This is a genomic window from Yoonia sp. SS1-5, from assembly GCF_038443705.2.
Lineage (GTDB): Bacteria > Pseudomonadota > Alphaproteobacteria > Rhodobacterales > Rhodobacteraceae > Yoonia > Yoonia rhodophyticola.
In genome coordinates this window covers 50,673-68,286 of record NZ_CP151764.2, presented here as the reverse complement: position 1 = coordinate 68,286, position 17,614 = coordinate 50,673, and the positions used below count along the sequence as shown (strand labels likewise).

Annotated in this window: 19 protein-coding genes; 10 read left to right on the top strand and 9 right to left on the bottom strand. The window is 57.7% G+C overall.

Features of this window, described 5'->3' with window-relative positions; all coding sequences use genetic code 11:
- The first annotated feature begins 61 nt into the window (after positions 1-61).
- From AABB31_RS00355 to AABB31_RS00330, 6 genes are all read left to right on the top strand, one after another.
- Positions 62-3,481: an AAA domain-containing protein gene (locus AABB31_RS00355; protein ID WP_342075178.1), complete on the top strand. Its 3,420-nt coding sequence runs from the start codon at positions 62-64 to the stop codon at positions 3,479-3,481.
- Between the two features lie 194 nt (positions 3,482-3,675).
- The gene (locus AABB31_RS00350; protein ID WP_342075115.1) at positions 3,676-3,912 is read left to right on the top strand and encodes a hypothetical protein; all 237 of its coding nucleotides are present in this window, start codon (positions 3,676-3,678) and stop codon (positions 3,910-3,912) included.
- A 164-nt stretch (positions 3,913-4,076) separates the two neighbouring features.
- Positions 4,077-5,762: a hypothetical protein gene (locus AABB31_RS00345; RefSeq protein WP_342075116.1), complete on the top strand. Its 1,686-nt coding sequence runs from the start codon at positions 4,077-4,079 to the stop codon at positions 5,760-5,762.
- Positions 5,763-5,872: 110 nt separating this feature from the next.
- Positions 5,873-6,562 (top strand): DUF736 family protein, encoded by a 690-nt coding sequence (locus tag AABB31_RS00340; RefSeq protein ID WP_342075117.1) that lies wholly within the window; start codon positions 5,873-5,875, stop codon positions 6,560-6,562.
- A 100-nt stretch (positions 6,563-6,662) separates the two neighbouring features.
- Entirely contained in the window at positions 6,663-6,968 is a 306-nt protein-coding gene (locus AABB31_RS00335) for a hypothetical protein (RefSeq protein WP_342075118.1), read from the top strand.
- Positions 6,965-7,330: a DUF3768 domain-containing protein gene (locus tag AABB31_RS00330; RefSeq protein ID WP_342075119.1), complete on the top strand. Its 366-nt coding sequence runs from the start codon at positions 6,965-6,967 to the stop codon at positions 7,328-7,330. Before AABB31_RS00335 ends, AABB31_RS00330 begins: the two co-directional genes overlap by 4 nt.
- A gap of 269 nt (positions 7,331-7,599) precedes the next feature.
- Here the strand turns inward: AABB31_RS00330 and AABB31_RS00325 are convergent, their stop codons facing one another.
- Both AABB31_RS00325 and AABB31_RS00320 read right to left on the bottom strand, forming a co-directional pair.
- Positions 7,600-7,851 carry a WGR domain-containing protein gene (locus AABB31_RS00325; protein WP_342075120.1) on the bottom strand — a complete coding sequence of 84 codons (252 nt, stop codon included), beginning with the start codon at positions 7,849-7,851 and terminating at the stop codon, positions 7,600-7,602.
- Between the two features lie 123 nt (positions 7,852-7,974).
- A complete protein-coding gene (locus AABB31_RS00320; protein ID WP_342075121.1) occupies positions 7,975-8,667 on the bottom strand; it encodes an SOS response-associated peptidase in 693 nt (230 codons plus the stop codon).
- Between the two features lie 627 nt (positions 8,668-9,294).
- Between AABB31_RS00320 and AABB31_RS00315 the strand changes: the two genes are divergently transcribed.
- From AABB31_RS00315 to AABB31_RS00300, 4 genes are all read left to right on the top strand, one after another.
- The gene (locus tag AABB31_RS00315; RefSeq protein WP_342075122.1) at positions 9,295-10,188 is read left to right on the top strand and encodes a DUF2493 domain-containing protein; all 894 of its coding nucleotides are present in this window, start codon (positions 9,295-9,297) and stop codon (positions 10,186-10,188) included.
- Positions 10,189-10,321: 133 nt separating this feature from the next.
- The gene (locus AABB31_RS00310; RefSeq protein WP_342075123.1) at positions 10,322-10,789 is read left to right on the top strand and encodes a hypothetical protein; all 468 of its coding nucleotides are present in this window, start codon (positions 10,322-10,324) and stop codon (positions 10,787-10,789) included.
- Between the two features lie 143 nt (positions 10,790-10,932).
- Positions 10,933-12,015, top strand: coding sequence for an IS481 family transposase (locus AABB31_RS00305; RefSeq protein ID WP_342074941.1), 1,083 nt, complete (start codon positions 10,933-10,935; stop codon positions 12,013-12,015).
- A 399-nt stretch (positions 12,016-12,414) separates the two neighbouring features.
- Positions 12,415-12,606 carry a hypothetical protein gene (locus tag AABB31_RS00300; RefSeq protein WP_373634748.1) on the top strand — a complete coding sequence of 64 codons (192 nt, stop codon included), beginning with the start codon at positions 12,415-12,417 and terminating at the stop codon, positions 12,604-12,606.
- A gap of 592 nt (positions 12,607-13,198) precedes the next feature.
- On the opposite strand, the gene AABB31_RS00295 is transcribed toward AABB31_RS00300, so the two are convergent.
- From AABB31_RS00295 to AABB31_RS00265, 7 genes are all read right to left on the bottom strand, one after another.
- Positions 13,199-13,483, bottom strand: a complete 285-nt coding sequence (locus AABB31_RS00295) for a hypothetical protein (RefSeq protein WP_342075124.1) — start codon at positions 13,481-13,483, stop codon at positions 13,199-13,201.
- The gene (locus AABB31_RS00290) at positions 13,476-13,922 is read right to left on the bottom strand and encodes a GIY-YIG nuclease family protein (RefSeq protein ID WP_373634747.1); all 447 of its coding nucleotides are present in this window, start codon (positions 13,920-13,922) and stop codon (positions 13,476-13,478) included. The genes AABB31_RS00295 and AABB31_RS00290 overlap by 8 nt, the downstream gene beginning before the upstream one ends.
- Positions 13,912-14,346: a helix-turn-helix transcriptional regulator gene (locus AABB31_RS00285; protein ID WP_342075126.1), complete on the bottom strand. Its 435-nt coding sequence runs from the start codon at positions 14,344-14,346 to the stop codon at positions 13,912-13,914. Before AABB31_RS00285 ends, AABB31_RS00290 begins: the two co-directional genes overlap by 11 nt.
- Positions 14,343-14,804: a helix-turn-helix transcriptional regulator gene (locus AABB31_RS00280; protein WP_342075127.1), complete on the bottom strand. Its 462-nt coding sequence runs from the start codon at positions 14,802-14,804 to the stop codon at positions 14,343-14,345. Before AABB31_RS00280 ends, AABB31_RS00285 begins: the two co-directional genes overlap by 4 nt.
- Before the next feature lies 1 nt (position 14,805).
- Positions 14,806-16,068: an RIP metalloprotease RseP gene (gene rseP, locus AABB31_RS00275; protein ID WP_342075128.1), complete on the bottom strand. Its 1,263-nt coding sequence runs from the start codon at positions 16,066-16,068 to the stop codon at positions 14,806-14,808.
- On the bottom strand, positions 16,061-16,984 hold the full coding sequence (locus tag AABB31_RS00270; RefSeq protein WP_342075129.1) for a hypothetical protein: 924 nt from the start codon (positions 16,982-16,984) through the stop codon (positions 16,061-16,063). Before AABB31_RS00270 ends, rseP begins: the two co-directional genes overlap by 8 nt.
- 62 nt (positions 16,985-17,046) lie before the next feature.
- Complete coding sequence (locus tag AABB31_RS00265) at positions 17,047-17,613, bottom strand: hypothetical protein (RefSeq protein WP_342075130.1); 567 nt, start codon at positions 17,611-17,613, stop codon at positions 17,047-17,049.
- Between the last annotated feature and the right edge of the window lies 1 nt (position 17,614).

The following is a 17,614-nucleotide window of genomic DNA, read 5'->3' as shown; positions in this document are numbered from 1 at the left end:
ATTGAAAAAAACTTAGTTTGGCCGGCATCTTTGCTGTGCTGGGCGAAAATGATTGAGCACGATGAAACAAAATCTTCAAAATGCATTGAGCTATTGGCGCTCATCCCTCGCGGACAGTGCATTGGGCAATGGCCGCTTTAGAAATAGCGATCGCAAGGACTTCATCGAGCTCTCAAAAGAGACACTGGCAACGGGCATCTTACCCAAGAACCAAGTTGCGGAGGTTTTCAGACGCGAAGAGGCTGATGTCAAAGTCACGGCGGTTCAGCTCTGGCCAATGGTCACAGCCAGAAAGACATCTCATGGAGCGACGATCTCGGACGGGTTTCCGGATCTTGTTGCGCCCGTCGTAACAGCTGCAACCATCGACCGAGATGGGACAATACGCCCATCAAATAACGTGATTGCGCGAGACCTACTGACACCGCTGCCCGGTGTTGAATACGCCCTTGGCAGCATGGATGACTTTGATGCTTTCTATGCAGCGTCGCCATTCTCTCCAGACGAAAACTCCCCTTTGTGGGCGCAGTATCTCAAGCACTGCCGCGCGATCCTCGATGCCGTCGCCCCTGAATGGCCTGCAAACGACAACAGCTATATCTCAACCGGTGTCGGCTTCCTAAAGCGCGCTGGAACGGCCTCATCGAGCATCGGCCACGTCATAGGGCTATACGATGCCGTTCTGCGCGAAGAGCCGGAGATGCCGCTGCTCGATCAGTTGGCTTTCCCGACAGGTGAAGACCTGCCACTTTCCACCGAGACGGAAGCAAACTTCATCAATCGCCTTGGTCATTCCAGTAACGAATTCCCATTGGCGGCACGTCAGCGGCAGAGCCTGTCTTACGTATCGAGAAGCAAAACGGGTGATGTTCTCGCCGTAAATGGACCTCCCGGCACAGGCAAAACAACGTTGCTGCTGTCGGTCATCGCTGACGCTTGGGTGCGCGCCGCACACGACCAAACCGAACCGCCCGTTATTGTCGCTGCATCGACAAATAATCAGGCGGTGACCAACATCATCGACGCCTTCGGTGAGAATTTCTCGACGGGGGAGGGACCCTTTGCGGGACGTTGGATCCCACAACTCAAAAGCTACGGGCTCTATCTTCCCTCAAAAACGCTAGAAGCCAAGGTCGCGCATCGGTACCAGACTGACCGATTTTTTAGGGACCTCGAGACCGAGGAAGGTTTCGCAAAAGCGCAGGAGGCTTTTCTAGCAGCCGGGCGCGACGCTTTTCCGGGACATGATGAAGCAGATCTGGAAGAGATCGTTCGGCTCCTCCACCAGGAAATTGTCAAAGAGGTTTCAAACCTCACGCGTGCCGAACGCGCGCGCGCTTTTGTTGAGCAGACAACTGCAAAAGTGTCGCGTTTGCTCGGTGACAACCCGGTCGTGGCACTGTCAGAGCTTGAGCAAGAGGCGCAGGCCGCCCAAGCGACATCTGAACAGTACAAGAATTGGGAAACCAGCTGGCATAAGCATCAAGCAGATGAATCCCTATTCCTGGGTCTCTTTGGCTTTCTGCCACCTGTCGCCCGCAAACGGATGGCGAGAGCACGGGTCGCGCTCGACGCTATAGGATGTTCGCTTGCTCTCGGTGATGCGAGGTCAATTTTCGACATCGGCACCGCAATTCAAAAAGCTGTGGACACAGCCGGCAAGGCAGAGAAAGCCGCTGAACAAGCGTTCAAAGACGCAAAGACTGCGACAGCCGATCTCGAAAAAGCAAAGCGAGATTGGCAAAGCGCGGTTGAGAACCTGGACTTCCCAGCAGACCAATTGCCAACGCCCAAAAATGTAGATGCCTTTGCTGACTGCAACGCGCGTTTTCGTCTATTCCGGTTGGCCACCCATTATTGGGAGGCGCGTTGGTTGCTTTCGATGGCTGAAGACCTGAAGGACATCACAACCTCGCACAAAAAATCCGGTCGCAAGAGGCTCGAGCCACGGTGGCGACGACGGATGATGTTGACACCTTGCGCTGTCTCTACTTTCGCCAGTCTGCCGAGCAAGTTGAAATATGGTTTCAAGACCGGTGGGAATTGGACGTCGAGTTACCTTTATGGATCTATCGATCTGCTGATCGTGGACGAAGCGGGTCAGGTCTCACCCGAAGTCGCACTCCCATCCTTCGCACTTGCCAAACGTGCTCTCGTTATTGGGGACACCCAACAGCTAGAACCCGTGGCTGACCTCTCTGAGGCAGTCGACATTGGCAACCTACAGAGGAACCAGATTTTGGATGAGGATCATTCCGAGACTGATCTTACCATGTTGTCGGAAGCTGGAATGCGAAGCCTTGACGGGAATGTCATGCGGATGGCCCAGCAAGCTTGCGCCTATGCGCCCTTCCCTGACCTGGAACGGGGTCTCTATCTGTTCGAGCATCGTCGCTGCTACGATGAAATCATCAATTTCAGCAACACGCTTTGCTACCAAGGGTCGCTGCAACCTGTTCGTGGTGCGGCACCCAAAGATGGCGTGCTTCCACCGATGGGATACATCCATATTGACGGGCTTGCGGTTCGATATGGTGGAAGCTGCGCTAACGCGACAGAGGCGGCGACCATTGCAGATTGGCTGTTCGCCAACCGAGACAAGCTGGAAAGTCATTACGGCGAAAAACTTGAAGATATTGTCGGCTTGGTTACGCCTTTTGGGAGGCAAGTGCAGGAATTAAAACGTGCTTGTGCGGACCGTGGGATCGATCGACGCATAACGATTGGCACTGTTCATTCCCTCCAGGGTGCGGAGCGACCCATCATCATGTTCTCACCCGTCTATTCCAAACATGCCGACGGCGGCTTCATTGATATGAGCCCAAGTATGCTCAACGTCACCGTTTCCCGTGCCAAAGACAGCTTTCTCGTCTTTGGGGATATGGATGTTCTTTCTTCAGCCGCCCTTGGAACGCCGCGCGCAGTTCTGGGAGACCTCCTCTTTTCGTCAGAGGGCAGGGAACTCAAATTCGCACCCCAGGCTCGCGCTGATCTACAGGTCTCTGTTCAGAGTTTCACGACACTGCGCGACGCCAAAAACCATGACCAGTTCATGCTTGAAGCTCTGGCGTCGCCTGCACGTGAGTACACCATTGTGAGCCCGTGGATTGTTGCCCGCACGTTAAAGCGTGTTGGTTTGCTGGATGCTTTCCAGAACGCAGTTTCACACGGCGCACATATCGACGTCTTTGTTGATCCGCTCCTGAACCAGAAAGATGCTGGAAATGGACAGACCCAGTTAGAGGCCGCAAGAGACACACTGACCCGTGTCGGTGTCACACTTCATGAGGTGCGCCAGCTTCACAGCAAGATATTCATTGTTGGTGCCGATCAACTTTGCATCGGTTCCTACAATTGGCTCAGTGCTGACCGCGACGGACCTTATGCTCGTCACGAGACGTCTATTGCCTATTCCGGCTCGCACTTGGAAAAAGAAATCTCGCTCATCCAGGAAAGTCTCGGAGCACGTGAAAAACGATAGAGTCACAAGGGTATCTGGTTTCTGGATTTAGCAAATATGCTCTGATGTGAATTGCAGATTTTTCTTTTGATTTTCGCGACTGCGGTTGGCTTCGAGAGTGCTTTGAAACCTTGCCCAATCACCAGATTGCTTTCTTCAATCTGCTGTCTCCGTGATGGATGACAAACGGTGGCCTTCAGCATTACAGTGAAGCCATGGGCTGGCTCGCAGTATTTTTGATGTTCATCGCTGTCCGTGCGCACCTGAAACGTCAGGTTTGGCAGGCACGCGCATACCTGACGGGGTGCTTCATCTTTGATGGCGATCTCCTGACGATCGCCCTAGTCCATCATGCGGTGGTGAACGGCAGCCGCGACCTCGCCCAGCTCGCTGGCTGGGTCATCGGCTTCGCCTTATTCCAACACCAGCGTCTTGATTGCGCCCCCGGCTAGATGACATCGCCCGGTCGCCCGCGCGGGTGTTTGCCCTTTGTGATTGGCGCAACCGGCGGGCCAAAAGAGACAGTCGGCAGCGGGGCAGGGGGAAACCCCTGCGGGAGCGGAAAAGGCCTTCCGGCCCGGAAGGGGTTCCTAACCTGACCCTGGAGTGAAACCCCATGTCCGACGCCCAAACCCTGATGGCGCGTGTTTCTGACACCGCCCTTCAAAAAGTCACCCGTCTCTTCAACGCCAGCATCGACGATATCATTGCCGAGCTTTTGCAAAATGCCCGGCGATCCGGCGCAACCGAGGTCGCAATTGATACGATTGATGATCCTGATCTTGGGGCGGCTATCCAGTTTCGCGACAACGGGCCCGGTTTGGCTGACCCTCAATCGCTGCTAACCCTCGGCGCAAGTGATTGGACCCATGACATGCAGGCCAATGAAGATCCGGCCGGCATGGGCTTCTTCGCCCTTGCGGGCCGACACGCCCGTGTCATCGCCCAAAAGCGCGGCACGCAGACTGCCTATGTGTTGGACATCGCTCCCACAGCGCTTTCTGGCGACGTGCCCATCACCTGCAAAGAGATCGCCCGTGATGAGACCGGCGTGACCGTCATCTTCGCCCAGTTGCCATCTGAGAATGTCGCAGCAGCTGCGCGCACCGCCGCCCGCTACGCCCTCATCCCTGTTTTGCTCGACGGGCATCCCGTCGACCGTGAGGATTACCTCGATGGCGCTGCGCATATCGAAGAGTGGAAAGGCATTCGGATCGGCGTCTATCGAGACCGCGACCCTAAGTACCACCACCACCATTCTAATGCCAATTTCCACGGCGTGACGTTGACCGTGCCCCTGCCGCATCTCTCGCAAGTCAATCACGTGAGCTTCCACGCCGTGATCGATGTGCAGAGCTGCGCTGCCCTGCAGCTTGTTCTGCCGGCACGCAAAGACGTTGTGCGCAACGCATTCCTGGTCGATCTCCAGCAGGAGATCATGCGCATCTACTTTCGGATGCTGAAGGACCAAGGCCAGCATTCTTTGCGGTTCGAAGATCACCAAAAGGCCAAAGCGCTTGGCATCGAGCTACTGCCCGCCATGGCCCGCCTGCGTCAGTTTTCGCCGGCACATGCTGACCCGGATTCTAACATCTACACCGAGCTGATGCCCTTGTCTGACGACGCCATGGTATTCGCGGGAGCCGAGGCGGCGGTGGACGAACAGAACTTCGCCCGCGCCCTTGCGGCGACCGGGCAGGGCGCATCGGTCTTTGATCCGCAACCGGCCTTCGTTGGATACGATTGGTATGATGCTTTGCCCGTTCTCGAGGTCACGGGCTATGCCCTCGCAATTGGCGAGACACAGACCGTATATTCGGTTGGTGGCGCGCCGCCCATCATCGAACGCCCAGATCGTCTGCTGGTCACGGGCAAACTCCAAAGTGGTCGCGATATCGCCCCTTGGGAGGCGGAAACCGATCTCATCCTCTTTGCCGAGGCAGACGCAACCCTCATCGATGAGGCCGTCCTGTGCCTGACGCCCACGTCGCCCGCAACGCACAATGATCTCGTCACCTTCTTCACCAACGCCCTTTTTGCACCCTGTTACGATGCGGACGCGGGTTCGTATGACGCCCAGCTCCAGTGGTTCACCGATGAAGCCGAAGATGAGGTGATCCGGTATCTCTCCACGCTGGAAGAGGTCCACCTGCATCAGGTGGAGCGGGTGATCCGGCGCGAATTGTGGTGGATCCTCAAGACCACGTCAGACATCGCGATCCGGATCAAAGGATCAGAGGTGCAGATCGACGGGTTGGAAACGGCCTTCGCCCGCAGCGCAGGGGAGCCTGCGACAGCGTGAAAGAGAAATGGGGCTTCGCCCCAAGGGTGATGAGTGAGTGATCCCAGACGGGATCAGAAAGAGCTGGCGCAATGCGCGCAGCAGAAACCCTCAGACAAAGGACTGAACTCATGCTGAATGGCAAACTCATCGAAAACGCAACTGGTTTCAACCTGACACTCTCAACCCTGACCTTCGACATCGCAGGTCTGCAGGTCGTGCCCAATCCCTACAAGCAAAAAGACAACCATCCCGACTACCATGTCGAGTTCCGCACGCCGCGTGGCACGATGATGCGTGTGGGTGCTATGTGGCGCGCCATCAGTGAGCGCAGCCAGGCCGAATACTTCTCGATCACGCTGACCGACAAGAACAACAAGACCTGGCGTATGAACGCTGTCCGCAATGATAGCCTGCGTGACGGTGAATGGGCGGTTGTTCCTCTGGCTGGTGGCGAGCCAGAACCCATCATGGTGGCAGGCCACCTTGAGCTGCTCGACGATGGCAACATGGTTGGTACTATCGAAAGCTTCGACTTCGCATTCGATGTGGTTGCCGTGCAGAGCGAGACCAAGTCGGATAACAACCACCCTGACTTCCATCTCGAAGCCCGCTCGCCCAATGGCACGATCATCCGTGTCGGCTCGGTTTGGGAAGCAGAGTCCAATCGCGGCAACAAATACTACAGCGTTGCCTTCTGGTCGCCGCGTGGGTCGCAGCACCGCGCAAATGGCGTGCGCAACGACGATGCGGGTGATGATCCCAAGTTCAACCTGATCCCACTGGCAGACCGCCGCGAGAGCGAAGACGCCTTCGCGTAAATCGCGCCATCACATCAAGCCTAATCGAGCAGGGGCGTCACGCGAGAGCGTGGCGCCCTTTGTCTTGGGTGTCTCTCAACCAACGCAGAAAGGGCATCCCATGACACATATTGCAAATGACCGCGCACGTTTTGAATTTGCCTCCGATCCATCGCACGGCTGGCTCATCGTCTCCTTGGGTGAGTTGATGGCAGCAGGTCTTACGGAACGCGACATCACCCCCTACAGCTACCGGCATCCCGAGGGTGAGTTGATCGCGCTTGAAGAAGACTGCGACGCCCGCACCTTCCTTGCCATTTGGGAGAAGCGACTGCAGCGCCCGGTCGAGTTTGTCGATACATCGCTCTACCCCAACATCCGTGCCTGGCCTGCCTTTGGCACGAAACGGTGCGGAGCGGTGCAATGAGCATCGATGTCCAGCAAGCAGCACTCATCGCCCGGCAGAACGACATTTTTCGTATGAGCCTGGGCAGCGACAAGAGCGTGCCCGGCCGGGTTGTCCGCACGGCTTCGCTCAGCGTGTTCGGGGCATACGGTATATTGGCCATTATGAGACGGGTCAGCGCGCACGCGGACTTCACACCCGACAACGACCCCTATGGGCATCACGACTACGGAAGCTTTGACATCGATCTCTGTGCCCCGCCCCAGAAGATCTGCTGGCGCATTGATCTCTATGATCAGGACTACCGGTGGGGCAGCGAGGCCCCCACCGATCTGTCCCAAACCCGCCGCGTGCTGACGGTCATGCTGCCGCAGGATCAGTAAATGGCATTCAGATTGCGTTCAGTTTCTCAGCCGAGCACCCAGTAGCGCGCCTTTTTAAGGGGCAATCTTCGCTTTGCCAATCTTGCATAGCTGCATTGCAGCATAAGGTCTTGCCGCACCGCAGAATATCCCCCATATCTATTCACAACAAGGCCACGATCTCATCCTCCTCCCGAGTGACCGGCCTTACATGAGAGTTTGTTGCACCTCCTCCCGCGACACGCTCATCAGATAAGGCGCTGCCCGAAAAGGGTGGCGCTTTTTTCTTGTCAGCAGTGGGCTTGTTGATTGTAGCCGCGCTTGGTCTTTGCCAGCAGCAATTGTGCCTGCGCTTGAGCCGCAGCCACCTCATCTTCAAAATAATCTATCAGGGTTTGACCTTCTGATCCGATCCGGCCCCAGGTCCGCATCAAGGACTGCCCCCCAAAGAGGTTCGGATGGATGGTGATCGAATAGTACCTTGCCATGTTCTGCTCGGGATCGATCCGGTAAAGCGTGGTGTCGAGAACAGTGGTGCCCATGCTGTATTCTCGCAGCATGGACATCGCGCGGCCAATGATTTCTTTGAATCAATCCGCGCTCATTGATTCAAGTTGGTGATGATCCAGATATCTGACGTTACACATTCTGGACCGGTAGCATGGCTATATGAGCTGAGAGTTCTCGATCGGCTCAATCAATTCCGGACCGTCATCACGCCCAAATGGCCGCACTTCCCGCACGAGGAATTTGCCGGTCCAGCTCAGGCCATAGCTCGCCAGAATATGCGCATCGTCATCTTCACCAGACAGCCAGCCCTCTTGCTGCTCAGCGTCCAAAACGCAGGGCATGCGCGCATGCACATGCGCAATCTCATCTTCCGCCGGTCGGGTCACAATCGTGCAGCTATACGTACCATCTGACAGTTGCGAATAGAGCCCTGCGAAGGAAAACACCGGCGCGTTGCCGCGGTCCACATCCAGAAAATTTGGCCGTTTCTGCCCCGTTTTGCCGGTCCATTCATACCAACCCGTTGACGGTATGACGCAACGCCCATGTTTCCAAGCTTTGGCGAAGGACCGCTTTTCATGGGCCGTTTCAATCCGCGCATTGAATGTCGCGAACTTCTTGCTCTTCTCATAGCAGTCTTCGAAGGTTCCTTGCAGCCATGGCGGAATCAACCACCATCGCGCCGAAATCAATCTGCGCTCGCCCTCAATGTCTATGACGCATGCGACTGGTGACGTGGGCGCAATATTGTAGCGCGGTGTCATCTCGGGCGAAGGGGTGCCCGGGATGAAATTGAACCAGCTATGGACCTCTTCCCAAGGCGCAAATTGTGTAAATCGACCGCACATTTCCTCATCCTATCACAACATTTTGCACCGGGAAGCGAGATGTCCTGCAAACCAATAGGCCTCGGCTGTGCGTGTCGGCCGATTGAAGATCGCTGCCTGCGATCTCGCGCAGTCGCGCGGCGGTAGCACCTGTTGGCCCGGCAGGAGCGCGGCCCGCGGCCACTCCCTCTTGCCGCTTGGCCAAGGACTGCGCTCATGGCGTGTTCTTTGTTCTACAGGCGAGGGACGGTTCTGTCTCAGATGTTTAGCTCTGGGTCGATGTCCCGATGAACACGCCGCCCGCTCCGTCATTGGCGCAGCACGGCATCGGCAGATGGGTCGCGGTCAGTGCGCTCCCGCCTACCGTTTATCTCCTCCTACTGGATGCGGAAGCATATCCTCCGGATGGCTTCCAAAACCGCCCGCCTCAAGGACCGTCCGAATTTTCGGCAACGTGGGTTCTGTGGACCGGCTGCACCAGTGATCTCAGGCGGCTCACTGTTGGTCTCTCCGCGCCCTGAAAATTCTCCGTCCAGCAAGCTGGCGCCTGCGGCGTCCTTGACCCGAACGCTTTTGGTCGAGGCGAGGGGAACATGCTTCGCAACCCGTGGAGCAGGTGAACCCCAAGACATCCCAAGGAGAAACGAGATGTTAGATACATATGACGCAATTGAACTGTTCGGCCTGACAGAAAATGGCACTGATGATCTGCCCATCCCATCTGATGATGAGCTGCAAGATCAAATCGTGGGTGAGACCTTCGAGACGCTGATTGGCGGCTTGCAGAAGACCGGGCTTGCATCTGAAATCGAGCCGCTGGCCCATGGGTTGGCCACGCTGTTGCAACGCCGGGCCACACAACTTGATACGCAGGCTGACAAGCTCAAGCGCAAGATCAACGGGCTCATTCAAGCCCAGGATGGGTCTGAAATTGCAGAAATTGAGCTTGAGAATGCCAGCCGTGCTTATGAAATCGTCTGGGAGAAAGCCATCGCAATGGCATTGATGGCCGAGAAAGCCGCCACCAGTTACGAGACTGAGACTGGGCGCGCCTACACACCCGTCACGGGGAGCCGGTCCACAAAAGATGCTCTGGATACCGGGGCGGTGTTTGAAGCCAAGCAGCTTCTGGACAAGGCAGATCGCGAGATGGCCGAGCGCAACACGATCACGGGGCCGAAGATCGCCGTGACAGGCGACACTGCCGCCACCGATCATGAGACGATCTATGCGAAGCTGGATCGTGCGCACGCAAAACATCCCGATATGGTCCTTTGCCACAAGGGCAACACCAACGGGGTCGAGCGGATCGCGGCCACATGGGCCCGCAATCGCAAGGTGCCGCAGGTCCTGTTCCGTCCGAACTGGAAAGGCCACGGGCGCGCCGCGCCCTTCAAAGCCAACGACGATCTTCTGGCCGCAAATCCGGTAGGCGTCATACTCTTCGGTGGGAATGGCGCTGCTCTGAACCTTGGGCAGAAAGCCGAGAAGCGCGGGATCAAGGTTGCGGCCTTTGATCTCAAGCCAGCGCAACAAGCATGAAGCGAAGACGGGCGGTCCTTGGGGGATCGCCCTTTTTTCATGAGCGTCTAGCAAAAGCCAAAGGCGGCCTACATTGTGTCCTCAACAGGCACGCCATTTTGTACCCACATTTGACTGCCATTCGTTGGTTGCCATGAAGATCATATTTGAAAGCGATGAGCGTCTGTGCTTGCGAGACCAACCTTGGATCGTCCTCGTCGCATTAGGTTTGCTCTGTGCTCTGTTTAGCTACGCCATATGGAGAGGGGACATTCCAGGCCAGGACTTTCCATGGCCTTTTGTAGTCATGCCATTTATCGCCCTTGCCGCTTTTCTCTACTATTTCGAGCGACTTGAGGTGATTTTCGACAGAAACACCGGTTCCGTGAGACTGATACGCAAACGCCTCCTGCGCACGTTTGAAACAAGACATGAATTAAGCGCCGCGACGAATGTCGGGATTATTGGTACAGGCGATATTGATGGTGGCACGCACCGCATCGCCTTGTATTTTGAGGACGTAGCAAAGCCGGTGCCGCTGACATTTTATGAAACGAACCAAGTGTCCGTAAGTGACGCAAGAGACAGAATTGAAGCCTGGCTCGAACGCCAGACACTCTGACCACCTATCAATCGATTCAGGGGACGATATTACTGCAACGTTCAGTGCAGGCGCCAAGTCAACAAAATCGGCATAAGGTGTAAAACACACGACTTGATCTGACATTTCTGCTCTTCTGGAGCGCAATCAAGGAGTGTCGATCAATGACAAGTATTCAAGAGAAGATCATCAAGCCGAAGCTGGGGCTGTTGGAACTGGCCAAACAGCTCGGAAGCGTGTCGCAGGCCTGCAAAGTGATGGGTTATTCGCGGGACAGCTTTTACCGGTTCAGAGAACTTTACGATCAGGGTGGCGAAGAAGCCCTGATGGATCTCAGCCGCCGCAAGCCGGTGATGAAAAACCGCGTGCCAGAACATGTCGAGAAGGCGGTCATCGAACTGGCCATCGACAACCCGGCTCTGGGTCAGAAACGGGCGTCGTGGGAGCTGCAGCAGAAAGGCATCATGGTGTCATCGTCGGGCGTCCGGTCGATCTGGCTGCGTAATGATCTGGAAACCATGAAAAAGCGCCTCAAGGCCCTGGAGGCCCGTGCCGCCCAAGAGGGTATCTTGCTCACCGAGGATCAGTTGGCCGCGCTGGAAAAAGCCAAGGCCAAGAAAGAAGCCCATGGCGAGATCGAGAGCCACCACCCTGGCTATCTGGGCAGCCAGGACACCTATTATGTGGGCACAATGAAGGGCGTCGGACGCATTTATCAACAGACCTTTGTCGATACCTATGCCCGCGTGGCGATCTGCAAGCTCTACACTGAAAAGACGGCAATCACCGCGGCCGACTTGCTGAACGACCGCGTGATCCCGTTCTTTGCAGAGCATGAGATCAGCCTGCTGCGCGTCCTGACAGACCGGGGCACGGAATACTGTGGCAAGGTCGAGAACCACGCCTACCAGCTTTATCTGGCCGTCGAGGACGTGGACCACACCCGAACCAAGGCCAATTCTCCGCAAACAAACGGCATCTGCGAGCGGTTCCATCGCACCATCAAGGATGAGTTCTACGACATCGCATTCCGCAAGAAACTGTATCGGTCAGTCGAAGAGTTGCAGGCCGATCTGGATGCGTGGCTGGCAAAGTACAACGAACAGCGGCCACATTCGGGACGTCACTGCTATGGCAAAACACCTATGCAGACCTTCCGCGAAACGCTACACATCGCTGTCGAGAAGACGATCAAAACGCACGACCAATCGGACAGTGCGCAACCCGTTCTCAGCGTCGCAAGCTGAGATGTCCGTCAGATCAAGTCTGAAGTTTTACACATAAGGCGATACGCCAAGCGTAATGAGACCCTTCACCGCGCAGCAAATTTTGCCAAAGCATCGGCTGGGTGACATGAGTTGCAGGTCATGCCAGGTCTTGCCCTTGCGTTTTCTTCAAAGATGCAACCTACGGTCCCTGGTCCGTCTGACGCTTTGGTGAATTGCATTTCGAAGTGCAATCCGCTGCCTCTCGCTCCGCTCGAACGCGGATCACACGCGATTCTTTATTTTGGGGCAATTCATCATGCTTCAAGCAGAACTTTCCCCTGACCCTCCCGGGTCATTCCTCGCGAGACAAAGTTCAGCATGACATCCGGCCCGGACGGGACCGTCGTTCGTTTGCATCGAAAACGAAAGGACAATCCAATGGCTAACTTCTTCAATGTCACCACTCCAGTCGACGGCAACGATGGCAAAACCCGCTTCCGCCGCATCGGCGTCGCATTCCCCCAAGGCGCAGATGCCAAATCCGAGATGAAGATCATCCTCGAAGCGCTGCCGCTCAACGGCGAGCTGGTCCTCTTCGCACCGAAAGCCGGTGACGATCCCGAGGGCTAAGGCGGGTCGTTCCTCCCCACCTGGTGCCGCGCAAGCGGCACCTTTTTTGGCGCGTCCCGCACCAAATTCCCTCGGGCTGCGCTGACGAGGGGCTGCAAATCTTTTCGCTGAGTAGACGATGAGACCTCGCTGCGGGCATTTTGGGAAGGGTGGCGTGTTTCTTTGGGATCGGTTTTCGATGAGGCGAAGGATTTCATGCGGAGTCGATGATTGTTATGGGCGGCCCCTCCGGGTCGGGCTCTATCTCCGCTGCACTCCGACCGAGCCGCGTGCCGCGTCTCGTCCCATACGGGTGACGATCCCTGCCGCAGTCCCAGATGCAACCGGTGCGCTTCAATAAAACCGCCGGATTTCTTGCTCGGGTCTCACCTCGGGACAGGCCGGGTGAAGGTCCGACCCGGATGCCGTCGCCTGTGGGAACCTGAGACAGACAGCCCCCCGGATCAACACCAAGCCGCAAGCGGGCGCGTCCCGCGCGCGTGGACCCGGGGTCCCGCCCGTCTTCACCGGCCCCCGCGACGGCGACCCGACGGACAGGCCCCACAGGTCTGACCGGTGAGGGGGCGGGATCAATCACATCGGGAAGGGCGTGTTAGCCCGTTTGATCAGACGGGATGCGGTCTCGGGACGGGAGGACAGGCACATCCTGACCTTCCCTCATGGCCTCAATTGAGCGTTCGAGACTGCGACGCAGCCGGTCGGCCGCGTCCAAGGACAGTGCAACACAGCCAGACACATGGCCGCGATCCATCAAGGCCAGCATGATGCATGTTTCCTCTGCGTGCAGACCTTCAAGCTGCAAGGGTCCTGCATAGGCTTCTGAGGCGATCCGCCGGACCGTGTTGTCCCTGACATCAAATTGCACAATATCACCCATGAACCGGACCTCCCTTCTCATGTGCACGGAATTCTCTGATCTCTGCACCCGTCGGCCACGACCAACGCCACCGCGCCATGCGGCGCGTGTCGCGCGCCGCGCGATCAATCTTGCGAACAATCGCCTCGATGCTCTCGCGCTTGCCAAGCCAGAACCATTCCGTGCCGCGTGTGTCGCCGCGCCGGAACGGGTTCCAGCGCAAGCGGCCCAGTACCAATGTCTCGCAGGACCGCGCCCAGGGCAGCGAGACCGTATAGACAATCGCCATGTCATCCCGCGCCACGCGGTTGAGTTCCCCCCGGCGATCCTTCGTCCGCCGTTTGGTGAACCCAACCTTGAACAGGCGCGGCGTGTCCCGGGCCTGCATCAGATAGACCGTGCCGAACGGGATGCGCCGACGCCGGAACCATGGGATCGATGTACGCGGTCTATGTCGCATTAGGTGTCCCCTCAAAGTTCAGGGCCGCCGCCACAGATTGACCGATCTCGGTCTCGCTCACAGGCGCGCCTTTTTGGATGTGGTCCATCAGCTCGACAATCATCGCCGCCCGCTTGCAGGGCCGCAGGCGATCCAGATGCTGATCTGTCTGATCGATTAACGTGCGGATCGCCCGCGTCATTTGCGTTGACGTCAGCCCTATTGGCTCACCTGTGCCAAAAACCAGCCATTCAAACCGCACCGAGGCTTCCTTGCAGACGTCCAACAACAGGGAGACGGGTGGCTCACTGCCGCCGTCCTCATAGCGTTGATAGGTGCGAATGCAGACGGCGAGTGTTACCGCCATCTCTTTTTGGGTGCGTTTCATGCGCAGCCGCGTCAGCCTGATGCGTGTGCCGAGCCCTTCGGGTGTTTCTTGCCTCATGTGTCCCTCCTTGCGGATAGCTTTTTGCTGTTGGCGACAACCTGGCGCGCCGAGAACATCGCAACCTCGACCGGCAGAGCCTTGCCAAGGGTGAACTCGCGATACCAATCAGCGACAATGGCCGCACAGCTTTCCGGCGGCAGATCGACCTCCTCGTCAGCAAGCTGATCGAGGAAGGTCGCGATGAAGTCCTTGAGTGCGCCGAATTCGTGGCGCGCATGCTCAATCCCAAAGAGCAGATAATCGGGATGCACCCGGTAAAGCGCGTTCATCGCGAGGATCAGCTTCAGGCCCACAGCCCGTTTTCCGTTCTCATAGAAGATGTAGGTCTTTGGACTGACCCCGAGACGCGCGGCCAGCTGAACCTGTGTCAGGTCCAGCTCTTCGCGCTTGGCTTTCAGGCGCTTTCCAATCGAGACCGGATCGGTGACATCTTCAGCAGTGACAACGTCGCTCATCTCAGCACCTTAGATCGTTGATCGTGGCCGTCAGCATCAGGAAGACGAGCAGGGTCACGCCGCCAATGAAGAGCACCGCCTGAACACGCTTGCCCATGGGACGACCCGTCACGGCTTCAACGCCGAGCGTCAGGAGATGACCGCCATCAAGGATCGGGATCGGCAACAGGTTCAAGAGACCAAGGCCCAGCGAGATCACGGCCATGAAAGTGAGGAACACCACCGGCCCTAATTGGATGGCTTGACCAGCTGCGGCCCCGATGGCCACAGGGCCATCGAGCGCGCAAGGATCACCCCGGCCAACAGCGCTGGCCGACAGTCCCACCACCATGCCGGTGAGCAGGTCGGAGGTCTGTGCCGCACCCGATGAAAGGGCCGCACCAAGCGAAGGCGTTTCCCGCACCAGTGTGAAGAGCGGCGCGCCAGAGACCCCAATCAACCAGCGGTCGCCCGTCAACTCAGGATTGAGCGTCGCCGCAATAAACTGGCCATCGCGGTCAGCGTCAATCTGCAAGGTGCGGCCTTCCGAGGCGGCGACAGTGTTCTGCAGCGCCGCCCAATGTGGCAGGGGGACACCATCAATGCTGAGGAGCCGATCCCCCGCTTGCAGACCAGCAGTCTCAGCAGGGGTGCCAGGGGCCACATAGGCGAGCACGGCCACGTCGGGACGCGGACCTGTGATCGCCATCTCGATCCCATCTCGGCGCAGGGCATAGGTCGTGGTCTCTCTGCCATCAACCAGCGCCGCCAGGTCGGTAGGGTACATATCTTCGGTGATGGCGGTGCCATTCACGGCGATGATCTGATCACCGGGACGCAATGCCGCGACATCTTCTGAGATCGCGAGGTCATCGACCACCCAGGGCCAGGCCGTCTGACCACTGATGAGAGGCACTACCGAGAGGAGTGCGAAGGTCAGGATCAGGTTTGCCAGAGGACCCGCCAGCACGACGATAGCTTGTCGGGTCTTGCTCGCTGCCCTGAGGGAACCGGGCACGACAGGGCCCTCAGGCATCGACGAGAGTGAGGCCGCATTCTCATCCCCCACAAATCGGACATAGCCGCCGACTGGCACCGCCGCGATCTGCCAGCGCACGCCGGTCGGTGAGACGCGCGACCAAAGCGGGCGGCCAAATCCCACTGAGAAGGTCTCCAGCTGAACCCCGACCAAACGCGCCGCGAGATAGTGGCCCAGCTCGTGGATCAGGACCACGCAGAGGAAGGTCAAAAGCAGCCCAAATATGATTGCGATGACATCAATCATTGGACGCCCTCCGCAGCGGGAAAATCACCCCCATGACCTGCTCGAATTCCGCCCGTGTGACGGTCGCGCGATTGCCTGCAAAACCATGGTAGTGCGAGCGGCCATTTGCGGTCGGAAGCCCGGCCCAAATCTTCGCGAGATTGTCCATGAAGCGACCTCTTGAGAGACGCCCTGCACGGAAATCCTGATAGCCCGCCTCGCGGATCAGAAAGGTGCCAATCAGGTCTTGCGTGCGTCGGTCATATCGCGTGGTTGCTTCAAACCCGAGTTCGCGCGAGACATAGGCCAGCGTGTCCGGAATGACCTGATAGCGACCGATCGCATGGTGCTGGCCCGGGGTCTCTTTGATCCATGTGAAGATCTGCCCCAGCGTCATATCCGTTGGCTTGTGGGGGGGACGAATGCGGGCACGGTGTTGGACACTGTCATAGCCAAGACGCGGAGACTCCGCGCGGCCGATGAAAGCCATGAGCTGATCCAACTCGCCCCCGCGCAATGTGCCGAGGAACGTTGCGAAGTCGCCACGCGGCACCGCCGGTCCCGATTGCGGCACCTCCGCTGTGAAGCGATCCGCATTGGACCAGCCAGCCGTTGCGCTGACACTTTGCCACTCTTGTGCGGAGGCGGGCAGGGCAAGCATCGCTGCGGCAATGCTCCCCCAAATCCCCATCCGCAGGAATGAAGCAGCGGAGCGTGCCCTTCTGGCGAAGCGACGCACGACAGGTTGTTTCGCCCTGGCGGGCGATGGAAAAAGACACACCATACGCAACCAAGGTTGCAGGGCGGTATTTCGCAGAGAAATCAGGGAGTTAGATCGGTTATGCGGGTCATCTCGCTGTCCGGGTCTAACCTTTTCATGCAAAATCAAAGGCTTGTGCAGGATCTGGCCCAGCTGTGGCCCGGCCATGGCCCGCATTGGCCCACCTCTGGGCCTCATATGGCCCGGCATTTGGCCGTCTGTGAAGCTTTTTTTGTCCGTCATCTTTCCACGCCTCCTCTGCGTTGCTGAGGAATTTCGGGGATGCCCGTCTCGGCGTTACGCTCCGGCAGTGTCAGACGCTCTTCCTCGGCGCGGGCCGTGACCTGAGCGACCTTGGTTTCTCGTGTTTGCTTTTGTTCGCGGACCTGGGAGAGGAGCCGATCAATCTGGGTCTCAAGGTCAGAATTGAGTTCTTTGAAGCGACGATGGATATGCGCGAGCTCCTCGCCCTCGGCGTACCTGGAGCCGACGAGCGAGCTTACATGCAGAAAGATTGTAACCATCTCGCGGGTACGGTGATCCATCATGTCGGTGAGCTTGGAGACAGAGTCAGAGGTTGCTGACAGCGCCTCAGCCATCTCCGCGTGCTGCTGCATAAAGCGGCGCAAGCGGGCGGTGTCCTCTGCGCCTTTCTGTTCCAAGACCGTCAGCTGTTCACGGCCGGCGAGGAGCTTCTTGACCTCGGCGTCGAGCGCAACGGGGGTCGGCTCAGCGAGTGTATCGAGGAGATTACTGACCACCGGTCCCAGTCGGAGACGGTAGTTCTGGCGGGCATCGTCTGGCATG